The organism is Paraburkholderia diazotrophica, from assembly GCF_038900755.1.
In the GTDB taxonomy this organism is placed as follows: domain Bacteria; phylum Pseudomonadota; class Gammaproteobacteria; order Burkholderiales; family Burkholderiaceae; genus Paraburkholderia; species Paraburkholderia diazotrophica_A.
Map to the genome: position 1 here is coordinate 17,683 of NZ_JBBPEN010000004.1, position 13,692 is coordinate 31,374.

13 protein-coding genes are annotated in these 13,692 nt (G+C 63.5%); 9 read left to right on the forward strand and 4 right to left on the reverse strand.

Going from position 1 to position 13,692, the window contains the following annotated elements; all coding sequences use genetic code 11:
- The first annotated feature begins 12 nt into the window (after positions 1–12).
- From AABE10_RS14085 to AABE10_RS14095, 3 genes are read left to right on the forward strand one after another with little or no spacing between them, the layout of a single operon-like run.
- Entirely contained in the window at positions 13–762 is a 750-nt protein-coding gene (locus AABE10_RS14085; protein WP_342933893.1) for an electron transfer flavoprotein subunit beta/FixA family protein, read from the forward strand.
- Between the two features lie 26 nt (positions 763–788).
- Positions 789–1,724, forward strand: a complete 936-nt coding sequence (locus tag AABE10_RS14090; protein ID WP_342933894.1) for an electron transfer flavoprotein subunit alpha/FixB family protein — start codon at positions 789–791, stop codon at positions 1,722–1,724.
- A gap of 24 nt (positions 1,725–1,748) precedes the next feature.
- Positions 1,749–2,072, forward strand: coding sequence for a transposase (locus tag AABE10_RS14095; RefSeq protein WP_342933895.1), 324 nt, complete (start codon positions 1,749–1,751; stop codon positions 2,070–2,072).
- A gap of 40 nt (positions 2,073–2,112) precedes the next feature.
- Here AABE10_RS14095 and AABE10_RS14100 read toward each other — a convergent pair whose 3' ends face one another.
- Together AABE10_RS14100 and senA are read right to left on the reverse strand one after the other, a co-directional pair.
- Positions 2,113–2,535 (reverse strand): universal stress protein, encoded by a 423-nt coding sequence (locus tag AABE10_RS14100; RefSeq protein WP_342934416.1) that lies wholly within the window; start codon positions 2,533–2,535, stop codon positions 2,113–2,115.
- A gap of 302 nt (positions 2,536–2,837) precedes the next feature.
- Positions 2,838–4,028: a selenoneine synthase SenA gene (senA, locus tag AABE10_RS14105; protein WP_342933896.1), complete on the reverse strand. Its 1,191-nt coding sequence runs from the start codon at positions 4,026–4,028 to the stop codon at positions 2,838–2,840.
- A gap of 19 nt (positions 4,029–4,047) precedes the next feature.
- Here senA and senB point away from each other — a divergent pair, with 19 nt between their 5' ends.
- Positions 4,048–5,073: a selenoneine biosynthesis selenosugar synthase SenB gene (gene senB, locus AABE10_RS14110; protein WP_342933897.1), complete on the forward strand. Its 1,026-nt coding sequence runs from the start codon at positions 4,048–4,050 to the stop codon at positions 5,071–5,073.
- Between the two features lie 47 nt (positions 5,074–5,120).
- Here senB and AABE10_RS14115 read toward each other — a convergent pair whose 3' ends face one another.
- Positions 5,121–6,869: an FAD-dependent oxidoreductase gene (locus AABE10_RS14115; RefSeq protein WP_342933898.1), complete on the reverse strand. Its 1,749-nt coding sequence runs from the start codon at positions 6,867–6,869 to the stop codon at positions 5,121–5,123.
- 459 nt (positions 6,870–7,328) lie between these two features.
- On the opposite strand from AABE10_RS14115, the gene AABE10_RS14120 reads away from it, so the two are divergent.
- From AABE10_RS14120 to AABE10_RS14140, 5 genes are all read left to right on the forward strand, one after another.
- On the forward strand, positions 7,329–7,796 hold the full coding sequence (locus AABE10_RS14120) for a hypothetical protein (protein ID WP_342933899.1): 468 nt from the start codon (positions 7,329–7,331) through the stop codon (positions 7,794–7,796).
- A 125-nt stretch (positions 7,797–7,921) separates the two neighbouring features.
- Entirely contained in the window at positions 7,922–8,632 is a 711-nt protein-coding gene (locus AABE10_RS14125; RefSeq protein ID WP_342933900.1) for a hypothetical protein, read from the forward strand.
- A gap of 238 nt (positions 8,633–8,870) precedes the next feature.
- Entirely contained in the window at positions 8,871–9,524 is a 654-nt protein-coding gene (locus tag AABE10_RS14130; RefSeq protein ID WP_342933901.1) for a peroxiredoxin, read from the forward strand.
- Positions 9,525–9,669: 145 nt separating this feature from the next.
- Positions 9,670–10,740 (forward strand): MBL fold metallo-hydrolase, encoded by a 1,071-nt coding sequence (locus tag AABE10_RS14135; RefSeq protein WP_342934417.1) that lies wholly within the window; start codon positions 9,670–9,672, stop codon positions 10,738–10,740.
- Between the two features lie 260 nt (positions 10,741–11,000).
- Positions 11,001–12,191: a glycosyltransferase family 4 protein gene (locus tag AABE10_RS14140; RefSeq protein ID WP_342933902.1), complete on the forward strand. Its 1,191-nt coding sequence runs from the start codon at positions 11,001–11,003 to the stop codon at positions 12,189–12,191.
- A gap of 22 nt (positions 12,192–12,213) precedes the next feature.
- On the opposite strand, the gene AABE10_RS14145 is transcribed toward AABE10_RS14140, so the two are convergent.
- Complete coding sequence (locus tag AABE10_RS14145) at positions 12,214–13,659, reverse strand: PLP-dependent aminotransferase family protein (RefSeq protein ID WP_342933903.1); 1,446 nt, start codon at positions 13,657–13,659, stop codon at positions 12,214–12,216.
- Positions 13,660–13,692 lie beyond the last annotated feature (33 nt).

Below are 13,692 nucleotides of genomic sequence, written 5' to 3' on the forward strand. Positions count from 1 at the left end.
GTGGAGACAAAGATGAAAATCCTGGTGCCAGTCAAGAGAGTGGTTGACTACAACGTGAAGGTCCGCGTGAAGTCGGACAACACGGGCGTCGACATTGCCAATGTGAAGATGTCGATGAATCCGTTCGATGAGATCGCCGTCGAGGAAGGGGTGCGTTTGAAGGAAGCGGGCATGGCTAGTGAAGTCATTGCCGTTTCATGCGGCGTCGCGCAGTGCCAGGAAACGCTGCGCACGGCGCTGGCGATCGGTGCGGATCGCGCGATCCTGATCGAATCGAATGAAGACCTGCAGCCGCTGGCTGTGGCGAAGCTGCTGAAGGCGCTGGTCGACAAGGAACAGCCTCAACTGGTGATCCTCGGCAAGCAGGCCATCGACGACGATTCCAATCAGACGGGCCAGATGTTGGCCGCGCTGGCGGGTCTGCCGCAGGCGACGTTTGCATCGAAGGTCGTCGTGGCGGATGGCAAGGCAACGGTGTCGCGTGAAGTGGATGGCGGCGCGGAAACGCTATCTCTCACGCTCCCCGCTGTCGTCACTACTGATCTGCGCCTCAACGAGCCGCGTTACGTGACGCTGCCCAACATCATGAAGGCGAAGAAGAAGCCGCTCGAAACCGTGAAGCCCGAAGACCTGGGCGTCGATGTGACGCCGCGTCTGAAGACGCTGAAGGTCAGCGAGCCGCCGAAGCGTTCCGCTGGCGTCAAGGTGCCGGACGTGAAGACGCTGGTCGAGAAGCTCAAGACCGAAGCCAAAGTGCTTTGATCTCAGGACACGCGGAGACGAATGAAATGACGATTCTGGTAATTGCTGAACACGACAACGCGTCGATCAAGGCTGCAACGCTGAACACGGTGGCCGCCGCGCAGAAGATCGGTGGCGATATTCATGTGCTGATCGCGGGTCACAGCGCACAGGCGGCTGCGGACGCGGCTGCGAAGATCGCAGGCGTCGCGAAGGTGCTGCTCGCGGATGCGCCGCAACTCGAAGCGGGCCTCGCGGAAAACGTCGAGGCGACGGTGCTCAACATCGCGAAGGACTATTCGCACATCCTCGCGCCCGCGACCGCTTACGGCAAGAACATCGCGCCGCGCATCGCCGCGAAGCTCGACGTCGCGCAGATCAGCGACATCACGGCAGTCGATTCAGCCGATACGTTCGAGCGCCCCATTTACGCAGGCAACGCGATTGCAATCGTGCAATCGGCTGATGCCGTCAAGGTCATCACGGTTCGCGCAACGGGCTTCGACCCGGTGGCGGCGGAAGGCGGCAGCGCGTCTGTCGAGAAGATCGAAGCCGCAGCCGATGCAGGCATCTCGCAGTTCGTGAGCCGCGAAGTGACGAAGCTGGACCGTCCGGAACTGACGAGCGCGAACATCATCGTGTCGGGCGGCCGTGGATTGGGCAGTGGCGCGAACTACACGAAGGTTCTGGAACCGCTCGCCGACAAACTGGGCGCTGCAATGGGCGCCTCGCGCGCAGCCGTGGATGCGGGCTACGTGCCGAACGACTATCAGGTCGGCCAGACGGGCAAGATCGTCGCGCCGCAGCTCTACATCGCCGTGGGCATCTCGGGCGCGATCCAGCACCTTGCAGGCATGAAGGACTCGAAGGTGATCGTCGCGATCAACAAGGACAAAGAGGCGCCGATTTTCAGCATCGCGGACTACGGTCTGGTCGGCGACCTGTTCATGGCCGTGCCGGAACTCTGTACGAGTCTCGCGTAGGCCGATCGACGGGCGGGGCAGGCGATGAACTTCGAACCGTTGTCCGATCAGGATTGGGACAAGGTCGCGCACCTGTTCCCCGGCGACAGGACGCGCCGATACGGTCGCCTGCCACGCGACCCGCGCGAACTCCTGAACGCGATCCTATGGGTGCTGACGCAAAACGAGCGTTGGCATCATCTGCCGCGTGACGGACCGCCTGCGCAGACGTGCTACATGAAATATCGTCAGTGGTGCAGAGACGGCATACTCGCCGAAGTCGCAGACGCGCTCGGCATTGCGCTTCCGTTATCCCCGGCTACGGCAAAGAACAAAGAACAAGAACAAGAACAAAGAGCAAGGCGATAGCGAATAGGAGGAGGCCCCGTGGAATCGGAGTACAACGACTTCAGCGAAAGACGAGGACAGGAATCGTACTGTGGCTGAGGACTTTCTGCGTTTCGCTGCCCAGCAGAAGGCTGCTGACCCGGTTCCGGCCATCCGACGCCATGAAGATCACGTCACATTCCAGCTCCATTGCCTTGGCGATGATCCCAAGATAGGGCGATGATGCGGCCGACGTCGCGCCGATGCAGTGCACGCCATTTTGGGCGGCGGCTTCCTCGATCTTCGCGTGTTCTGCGCGGGCCTCGTCCTGCACGCGTGATGCGTATTCCGGCCACAGTTCGTTGTCGGTCGGAATCCACTGGTCTTGTACGCAGGTATAGGGTGTAAGGCGCGCGCCGCTGATCCGGGCAAACTCGATAGCACTTGAAACGGCCCTGCGCGATACGTCGGAACCGTCGATGGGAAGAAGAATGTGTTTGAACATGGATAGTGAGTCGCGCATCGCGCGGCAGTGACAGAGACAACCAGACCGACACGTGACCAGTATCCCGCTTCCCGTCGCACGGGTATTGACGATGATCATCCGGCCATTTTCCGTCCCGGGCGGCAGAACGCCACAGCACGTTGACAGCCTTGTCTGAAGGCGCGAAAGTCCACGGCGATGCTCACAGCGGTATGCGTCGTGAGCGCCCGGCACAGCCGACTATCGCGACCGTATGCGCCGATGCCGCGCGCCTGGCACAGGATGCGCGCGAAGCGATGAAGCGATGAAGCGAGGAAGCGCGCTCAACGGCAGGTACGAAACCCCACGAAGATGTCGCTACGGTGCGGCAGATAAAAGTTTCGATAGCGAGGATTGCGCATCCGGTCGCGAGTGACGAACGACGCGCCGCGCACGCTCCGATGCGTATGAAACCAAGGCGCCGAATAGTCCTCGTAAGGGTCGGCGGAAAAGCCCGCATACGGCTCGAACGGATCGGCTATCCATTCCCACACGGACTCGCCCCATTCGATCAGTTCGTTGCACGCGGCGTATTCCCATTCGGCTTCAGTCGGCAGGCGCCGGCCATGCCAGCGGCAAAACGCTTCCGCTTCATACGCATTGACGTGGCAGACCGGCTGCGACAGCGGAAGCGGTTGCCATTGCCCGAACCAGCGATGCTCCCAGCGCGCGGAGCCATTGCCTGCCCCCGCGGTTTCGCGCCACCGCTTCGGCGCTTTGAGGCCGGTGCGTTTCAGCCACGCGATTCCATCGTCCGACCACCAGCGTTCGTTCTCATAGCCGTTCGCCGCGACGAATTCCATGAACTGCGCGTTGCTTACGCATTGGCGGTCGATCTGCGCCGGCCCGACAGACGCCGCGTGTCGCCATTTTTCGTTGTCGAACACGAAGCCTTCGTCCCGTGATCCGCCCATCTCGAACGTCTCGCTGCCGATCGCGACCTCGCTCGTCTCCGCGAGGTGCTCGACGGGCCGCATCGCAAGCGGCGCATGCGGTGGATAATCCAGCGTCTGCCGCATGTAGGTCAGCGCCTCGGCATGCATGTCTTCGTGGTACAACGCGAGACGGAAATAATAGAGGTCGTCGTCCGATTCCGTCGATGCAGCGAGCTTCGCGCGAACCTGTTCCAGCACGGCGTCCGCGTAGTCGATAATCTCTGCACGCGGGGGCAGGTCCAGATGCCAGCGATCGTCGTGCGCAATGCGTCCCGAGTCGAACCATCGGTCAGCGCTTGCGAGCAGCGAAGGGCGCGTGGGAGCGAATCGGCCTTGCGGATTTCGTTGCGGATCGCGCAGTGTCCAGTGCTCGGTGAACCACGCGACATGCGCGTATTCCCACAGCGGCGGATTGATGCCGGGGTCGCAGGGAACCTGCATCTGTGCGGGCGTCAGATCTTCGAGGATCGCCCATGTCTGCCGGTGAGCATCGACGAATGCCGCATCCAGCTGAGCCTTGTCCAGTTTGCGTGTTGTCACTCTGCCAATCCGTACCACCATGTGTCCTCCCATGGCCAGAATATTCATCGCGAGCCCCGCACTGCGCAGCGCCAACAACGGAAACTGGCAGACCGCCAACCGCTGGTTCAGGTTCCTGCGGACAGACTACGAGGTTTCGCTCGACGCCGAATGGCCTCCCGCCGATCAGCGCCACGAGCCACCCGCCTGTCTGATTGCATTGCACGCGCGGCGTTCGGCACCGAGTATCGCCAGGTTTGCCGGGGCTTGCCCGGGTCGTCCCCTCGTCGTCGTGCTGACGGGCACCGATCTGTATCGGGACATCCGCGTCGACGAATCCGCGCGCCGTTCGCTCGATCTTGCTACACATCTGGTCGTGTTGCAGGAAGAGGGGCTGGCGGAAATGACGGCTGCGCATCGCGCGAAATGCCGTGTCATTTACCAGTCCGCCCCGACGCGCAAAACCGATGCTTCTTCGACGCGCCGACGTCGCACGTTCGACGTCGTGTTCGTCGGTCACATGCGCGCGGAGAAAGACCCCCGCACGCCGATGCGCGCGCTCGAGCGTTTGCCCGACGATTCGCGTGTCCGGCTGATCCATATCGGCCGCGCACTGGAGAACGAGTATCGGCTGGCGGCGCAGGCATTGCAAGCGAGGGCGTGGCCCACGGTGCGGCGCTACGTCTGGTACGAGGGACTGGCGCACGGCGCCACGCTGCGACGCATCGCAAACGCCGACGCGATGGTCATTTCGAGCGTGATGGAAGGCGGCGCGAACGTGATCATCGAAGCGGTGAACGCGGGCGTTCCCGTGTTGGCGAGCCGGATTGCGGGCAACATCGGCATGCTGGGCCGCGATTACGACGGCTATTTCCCGCCCGGCGACGATGTTGCACTGGCCGCGCTGCTCGATCGCGCGAGCCGCGACCGCGCGTTTCTCACAGCGCTCCAGCAGCAATGCGCGCGGCGCGCGCCATTGTTTGCGCCCGCCGGAGAGCACGCGGCAGTAGTCAGCCTGGTCAGGGATGCACTGGCTCGCGCACGAACGACGAGTTCAGGCTCGTGATTTGGCCTGTCAGCATGCGTTTCGTCGGTCTGCTGGGCATAACGCGGCTAGTGCGTTTGCCGTGTATCGGCGAGAAAGCGGTGAATCTGCGCGACGACGGCCGCGCCTTCGCCCACGGCCGACGCGACGCGCTTCGTCGACCCCGAGCGAACATCGCCGATCGCGAAGACGCCGTCGACGCTCGTCTGCAACGATTGCGGTTGCAGGCCCGAATCAGGAATGTCGGGGCCCGTCAGCACAAAACCTTTGCTGTCGAGCGACACGCCGCAGCTCTTGAGCCAGCCCGTATTCGGCTCCGCGCCGATGAAGACGAACAGATGATGCGCGGTCATGCTGCCTTCGATACCGCCCGCGCCGCGATAGTGGATGCGTTCGAGCCGCGCATCGCCTTCGAGCGCAGTCAGTTCGATCCGCGTATGCAACGTGACGTTCGGCAGCGACGTGATCCGCTCGACGAGGTAGTGCGACATGCTGTGCGCGAGACTCGCGCCGCGAATGAACATATGCACGTGCTCGGCGTGCGATGCGAGGAAAACGGCCGCCTGTCCCGCGGAATTGCCGCCGCCGACCAGCAGCACGGGCTCCTTGCGGCATAGCCTCGCCTCGATGGGCGTCGCCCAGTAATAGACGCCGCAACCTTCGAAGCGCGCCAGGCCCTCGACATCGGGACGCCGATACTCGGCGCCGCTCGCGATCACGACCGCGCGCGCGGTGATGCGGCGCTTGTCGGCAAGCTCGATAGAAGGCGGCTGCCGGTCGCAAAACAGTGCTTTGACTTCGCACGGAATGCCGATGTGCGCGCCGAACTTCTGTGCCTGAACAAACGCGCGTCCCGCGAGCGCCTGGCCTGTGATGCCCGTCGGAAAGCCCAGATAGTTCTCGATGCGCGAGCTCGTGCCCGCCTGGCCGCCTGGGGCGCGGCAATCGAGCGCTGCAACCGACAGCCCTTCGGATGCGGCATAAACGGCCGTCGCAAGACCCGCCGGCCCCGCGCCGACGATGGCCACATCGTAGACATGCGTCGGATCGAACTCGGGTATCAGCCCGAGACACGACGCGAGTTGCCCCTCGTCAGGATTGCGCAGCACCGTGCCGTTCGGACACACGACGAGAGGAAAGTCGTCGGGCTGCGGCGTCAGCCGTTCGAGCAGCGCGATGGCTTCGGCGTCCTGTTGCGCATCGAGCGTCAGACTCGGAAACACGTTGCGCCGCAAGAAGTTTTGCAACGCGAGCAGCCGCGCATTGCCGGAAGGGCCGACCAGCACGACGCCGTGTCCGCGTTCGATCACGAGCACGCGCCGCAGAATCAGCGCGCGCATGATCTTCTCGCCGAGATCGGCTTCGCTGATCATCATCGCGCTGAGTTCGTCGGGTCTGAGCAGGACCGCTTCGACTTCTTCGATCACATGCGCATCGACGACGGCGGGCTTGTTGGAGAGCTGCGTCACGTCCGACGTGAACTCGCCGCGCTTCGTATATGTGTGGATGATCCGCTCGTGGCCGAGGCCGTCGCGGCCGACGATGCGGACCTTGCCCGACAGAACGACGAACACGCCCGGACAAAGATGCCCCGCGCGATAGAGCAACTCGCCTTTCGCGTAACGGCACAGATTGCCGAAGCGGCGCACTCGGTCGATCTCCGCATCCGGGAGCACGGGAAACATCTGCTGGTAACGCGGATGATCGCGCACGCTCGGGTCTTCGGCGAGCGTGCCGTCGTTTTCGATGGCGCGATTCTCGTCCGCTGCATGTCGATGCCCGGGCGTTCCGTTTTCGGGCGTTGGCTCGTTGCTCATCGCGGGTTCTCTCCTCAAGCGGCTGACGGGCGCCGCCAGGCAGCCGGAGGCTCCGCAACGTCGAACAGATATGGAATGGCTGCGAAAGCTTTTCGCTTGCCTGTCTCGGGCAGCAGGCCGTGCGCGCTGAATGGATTGCGTGCGGGACTGCCCATGCGATTGCATTGCACAGAGTAATCGAGTTGTCGTGGGCAGCCAAGGGGCGCTGAAAACCTTCACGCTCGATGCCCGATTGTCGGCGAGCCTATTCGTGTGAACGGGTATACCCCATTGCGCTTTATTCCCGTTGCATTCGCTCGCGCGCGGATCGTCTAGCAGTCGATGGCGCCGGACACTGCACGTGAACCACACGTATCGCGTATTCGTCGCGCGGCGTCGACGTTCGCAGTCGAACGCGCGGGTGCTCGCGATGCATGTCCGCGCTGGCTTTTTTGTCGGATCACTCAGCGGGAGGACAGCATGAAACGTTCCGATATCTATGCTGCCGCGTTCGTACTCCGTGGATTGCTGGCCGCGACGCTTGGCGCGATGAGCTCAATGGCTTTGGCGGCCGCAAGCGAAGGGGCCGTGTCGAACGTTGCGACGGAGCCTGTCGCCTCCAATCTTGCCGCGCCTTGTGTCAATGCAGCATCGGCGGGCAATGGACAACTGACCTTGCTGGTCCAGGCGCCGACAGGCAGCGCCGTGCAGCTCACGTACGCCGCGAATGACGGATGGAGCGCAAACCCGGCTACGACGGTCGCGGGACAGGGCTCCGGGCGCGTCGGGCCCGTCGACGTATCGCACTCCACCGAAGACCCCGGCTTCGATCAACCGCCCGGCAAGCCGATGACGGTGCTCATCGACGGGCCAACCGGCTTCACCTATTTGTGGAGCAGGGAGCGCGGCTGGAAGTTCGTCGGTCGGCTGACGGAGCGGATTCAGTAGTGCCGGCGACGTCGATGGTTGCGAACGGCCTCGCGGATCGGGCCTAGAATCACGAGCAGTGCTCGCTGTTCCATTCGTTTCCTTGCGGGATTCTCGTGATCGCTTCCATCGACGGCAGACGGCTCATGACCATTCGCGATGCGCGTTTCGTTCGCCCGACGTTGGCTGCACTTTGCGCGGCTTCGTTCGCGGCGCTCGGCGCGTGCGGCGGCGGCAGTTTTTGCATCGGGCTCGATAGCTGTACGGCGTCGAACACGCAAAGCGTCACGTTGTCCGGTACGGCCGCGACGGGCAGCGCGCCGGCCAGCGCGAACGTGAGCGCCAGTTGCGCGCAGGGTTCGGGCTCGACGCTATCGGACGGCGGCGGACACTACAGCGTCACGTTCAATGCGACGCCTCCGTGCATCGTCACCGTGACATCCGGCAGCGCGACGCTGCATGCGCCGGCGTTCGCCAGCGGCACCTTCAACGCGACACCCGAGACCGAGCTGATGCTCGTGTACCTCGCTGCGCAACTGGGTACGAGCGAGGCCAATCTGATTGCGGGCTTCCCGAGCAACGCGCAGTTCCAGAAGGTGCTGTCGAACCCGGACGATGTGCTGGCCGCGCAATCGGCGGTCGTGACGAATCTGCAGCAGCACTATGCCGTCACGTTGACGGTGCCCGCGTTCCTCACCACGCCGTTTGTCGTCGGGCAAGCGGGCGTCGACAGCGATCTCGAGGCGCTCGCGAAAGCGGGCGCCATCGACGCGAACGGCACGCCCGATCCTGCCGCCGTCTTATTGATGTCGACGGCGGGCCAGGCGCGTCCGTTCACGGCGGCATCGTCGCCTTGATCCGGCACGAACGGCGCGATGCGATGTGGCGAATCGCCGCGTGCCTTTCTTGACTGCGGCCCTATTGTCGATGCAGCAAGAAAGCGGTCGCTCACATCCGGTTCGCGAAAGCTGTAAATTGTTCTACGCTATATAAGCTATGAGCTGGACGTTTCAATCCGTACTCGACGCCGCCGCTCGGGACGACGGCGGCGGTTCATTGACGCATCTGCTCGCACCTTTCTTATGGAGGATGAAGATGGCGATTCGACTAGGAGAAGAAGCTCCCGATTTCACCGCGGAAACCACCGAAGGCACGATCCGTTTTCATGAATGGATCGGCGACAGCTGGGCGATCCTGTTCTCGCATCCGAAGGACTTCACGCCTGTCTGCACGACGGAACTCGGCTACATGGCGAGGCTCAAGCCCGAATTCGAAAAGCGCAACACGAAGATCATCGGGCTCAGCATCGATCCCGTCAGCGATCACACGAAGTGGGTCAAGGACATCGAAGAGACGCAGGGCCATGCGGTCAACTATCCGATGATCGGCGATGCGGATCTGCACGTCGCGAAGCTGTACGACATGATCCACCCGAATGCGAGCGGCGGTCCGCGCACGGCCGTCGACAACGCAACGGTACGCGCGGTGTTTCTGATCGGACCGGACAAGAAGGTCAAGGCGATGTTCGTCTATCCAATGAGCTCGGGCCGCAATTTCGACGAAGTGCTGCGCCTGCTCGATTCGCTGCAGCTCTCGGCGAAACATAGCGTCGCAACGCCCGTGAACTGGAAGCCCGGCGACGATGTGATCATTCCGACTTCCGTTTCCGACGATGCCGCGAAAGAGAAGTATCCGCAGGGCTTCAAGACGCTGAAGCCGTATCTGCGCTACGTGCAGCAGCCGAAGTGAGCGGTTGATCGATACGCCGACGCGCGCGCGTTCGAAGCGCGCGTGCGTATCGGCGCGATACTCCCGACCACGACGATGACGGCGATGTCCGTATGAACGGGGCAAGCCAACGCTTCCTGATACAAGTTGAGAGTACATCAGCGTGCTGATCTTTAGACAGCTGTTCGACCAGCAATCGTCGACCTACACCTATCTGCTCGCCGATGGCGGCACGCGCGAGGCCGTGCTCGTCGATCCCGTCTTCGAACAGGCGCGGCGCGATGCGGCGTTGCTCGACGAACTCGGACTGCGTCTGCTTTATACGATCGACACGCACGTTCACGCCGATCACGTGACGGGCGCATGGATGCTGAAGCAGCGCACGGGCAGCGAGATCGCGATCTCGGCGGCAAGCGATGCGCGCGGCGCGGACCGCTATCTGAAGCACGGCGACACGATCGCATTCGGCGCGCGTCATCTCGAAGTGCGCGCCACGCCCGGCCACACGAATGGCTGCATCAGCCTCGTGCTCGACGATCAGTCGATGGCCTTCACGGGCGACTGCCTGCTGATTCGCGGCACAGGGCGCACCGACTTCCAGCAGGGCGATCCGCATGCGCTTTTTCGCGCGGTACACGAGCAGATTTTCTCGTTGCCCGAGACGTGCCTGCTCTATCCGGCGCACGACTATCGCGGCCTCACGGTGACGAGCGTCGCCGAAGAGCGGCGCTTCAATCCGCGTTTGGGCGGCGAGCTGTGCGAAGACGATTTCGCGGGCTATATGACGAATCTTGGGCTCGCGCATCCGCGGCAAATCGATGTCGCCGTGCCCGCGAACATGAAGTGCGGCGTCGCGGCAAGCGATCCGTCCAAAAAGCCCGAACCCGAGTGGGCGCCTTTGACCTACACGTTCGCCGGCATCTGGGAAATCCATCCGCAATGGCTCGAAGAACATCTGCAGTCGGTGCAGATCGTCGACGTGCGCGAGCGCGATGAATACGACGGCCCGCTCGGCCGCATTCCCGATGCGAAGCTGATCTCGCTCGGCGAACTCGCCGCGCGCGTGAAGGAAATCGGCAACGAGCGCCCCATCGTCACCGTCTGCCGCGCGGGCGGACGTTCGGCCCAGGCGACCGTGATTCTGCGTCAGGCCGGATTCGAAGACGTCGCCAATCTCGCGGGCGGGATGCTGCGCTGGCGCGCGGAAGGGCGCGTCGTCGAGAACGGCGGCGTGTAGCACACGCCTATTTGTCATGTAGCGGCTCTGTCGAATCCTGTCCGTCCGGCAGTGGTCTGACGACCGTATCCGGTCCGTCCGTAAGGCGCCGTAAGGTGCCGTTCGTCATACCTATGTTCCTTTTGCCAATCCTTCGCTGTTTTCGGACGCGGCGCCAGATGGACACATGCATATCCCGCCTGTTGAGTTAAGGTCAGCCGAAAGCATCCGTTCGAGCAATCGTCTGGCGTTGGTCGCCAACATCGGTCTGGAGGGTGTGCATGCGTATGATGTTTGTAATTGGGCATCTGGGCGACTACCATGTGCCGCGATACGAAGCGCTGAAGAAACTCGTCGAGCGGCGAGGCGACGAGATTTTCCTCGTCGAGATCTTTGGACGCTCGGGCGTCTACGCTTTCCCTCAATTGACCCGCGACGCGTTCTTCGGCAAAGAGCCCGCGCGTGCCATCACGCTCGAACCCGACATCACCGATGCGGGCGGACACTGGCCCAGCGTCGCGTACAAGCTCGCCGGCATCGCGCGGACGCTGCGGCCCGATGTCGTCGTCACGCTCGGCTATCACACGCCGTACTCGCTTTGGCTGTATCTGATCCGACGGACAGCGGGCACGTTCCGCATCATCTACATGTCCGATTCGAAGCTCGATGACGGCGTGAGGCATCCCTTCAAGGAACGCCTCAAGCGGGCGCTCGTGTGCCGCTTCGACGGCGCGCTCGTCGCGGGCGAACGGCATCGCGCCTATGCGCAGACACTCGGCATTCCGCTCGAACGCTCGCGCGTGGGTTTCGACGTGATCGACGTCGAGCGCTTCGCGCGGCTCGCGGACAATGCGCGCGCTTCCGAATCCGAAACGCGCCGGCGTTACGCGCTGCCCAGGCGCTACGTGCTGTGCGTGAGCCGCTTCGTGCCGCGCAAGAACGTCGATGTCGTCGTCGATGCGTACGCGCGCACGGGACTCGCGGATAAAGGCATCTCGCTGGTGCTGGTCGGGCACGGGCCCGACATGCGCGCGATCGAAGGACGCGTGTCGAGCATGCGGCTCGATGGGAACGTGCGCTTTCTCGATCCCGTTCCGAACGTGCAGATGCCCGCCGTGTATGCATTGTGCGACTTCATGGTGCTCGGCAGCGAGTTCGATCAGTGGGGGCTGTGCGTCAACGAGGCGTTCGCCGCGTCGAAGACGGCGATCGTCACGCAGACCTGCGGCGCAGCGGACGAACTGGTGAAAGACAGTGTGAACGGATTCGTCGTCGAGCCAGGCAACGCCGCTGCGCTCGCAGAAAAAATGCAGACGCTGGCACTGAACGACGCGCTACGGGACGCATTGTCGAAGCGGGCGAGACAGTCCGTCGACAAATGGAGTCCTTCGATGTTCGCTGCCAATCTGATGGAACTGGCCGACCGGCTGCTGTGTTCGGAGCGGCGCGTCCTCGTTTCCGCGAAGCGTTAGCCGCGCGGCTTGCGGCGCAAAGTCAAATCGTGCCGAACAGCGCGCGAGGACGGTCGCGCAGCGCTTGCGCGAGCGTTTGCAGCGCGCTCACCAGCTGTTCGCGCGACGACGCGCACGCGAGGTTGATCCGCACGCCGTGCTCGACTTCGGCGCGGTCGACTGCAAACGCCGACGAAGGCATCACGACGACGCCGCGCGCTTTCGCGTTGGCGGCGAAGTCGTCCGCGCGCCACGGCGGCGGCAGCCTGAGCCACACGAACATGCACGCGGGATCGGAGTCGAGCCATTCCTGCGGCAGAATCTGGCGCGCCAGATCGTGCCTCACGCGAATCTCGGCGAGCTGCGCGTCCATGATGCGTCGCGCGGTGCCGTCTTCGATCCATATCGTCGCGATCAGCATCGACATCGGCGCGGGCATCCACGCTGTCGTGCGCACGGCTTCGGCGGCGAGCGCGGAACGCTCGGGCGGGCTCAGCAGATAACCGAGCCGCAGTCCGGGCGCAAGAATTTTCGAGGTAGCGGCGATATGGAACGTCAGTTCCGGGCACAGGCTCGCGAGCGTCGGCAGACGCTGCGAAACGAGCGGACCGTAGACATCGTCCTCGATGATCGCGACGCCATACCGGCGCGCGATATCGGCAAGCGCCACGCGCCGTTCGAGGCTCATCGTCGTCACGGTCGGGTTCTGCAGATTCGGCACCGTGAAGATCGCCTTCACGGGCACACGGCCGCAGATGCGCTCCACTTCGTCAGTGATGAGCCCATCGCGGTCGCTCGGCACACTGACGATTTCAAACTGGAACACGGGCGCCAGCGCTTTGAGGCCGTAGTACGTGAGACGGTCGGCGATGATGACGCCGTCCGTGCCGATCAGGCTGTTGAGCACGGCGTACAGGCCGTGCTGCGCGCCGCTCGTCACGACCAGGTGCTCCGGCGACGGCGTGAATCCGGGCGCGGCCGTCCACTTCGCGCCTGCGGCGCGCGCCCATGCGGGCCCCTGCGGTGGCTGATATTCCTGTAGCGACGCATAGCGTGGATCGCGCGGCAACAACTCGGCGAGCGTGGCGGCGAGGCACGTCAGGAATTCACCCGTCGCCGGCCGGTTGACGGTCAGGTCGATTGCGCCGCCCGGCGTGGCGTTGGGCGCGGCGGCCGTTTCGACGCGCGGCATCGCGCCGCCCGTCACGAGCGAGCCGCGCCGCTTGCTGCCGATCACAAGCCCACGCAACTGCAATTCCTTGTACGCGCGCGAAACCGTCGACACATTGATGCCGAGTTCCGTCGCGAGCTGGCGTTGCGGCGGCAGGCGGCTGCCCGGCGGATAGACGCCGCCGCGAATTTCATCTTCGATCGACGCCGACACCTCGATGTAGGTCGCGCGTTTTGTCTGGACCGCGTCGCCGTTTGTCTGGTCGACTTCGGCCGCCGCACCGTTGCCGTTCGCTGCCTTGGGTTTGCTGGAAGCCATTGCCTTGCCCTGTCTCCATACAAAACGGGTTTT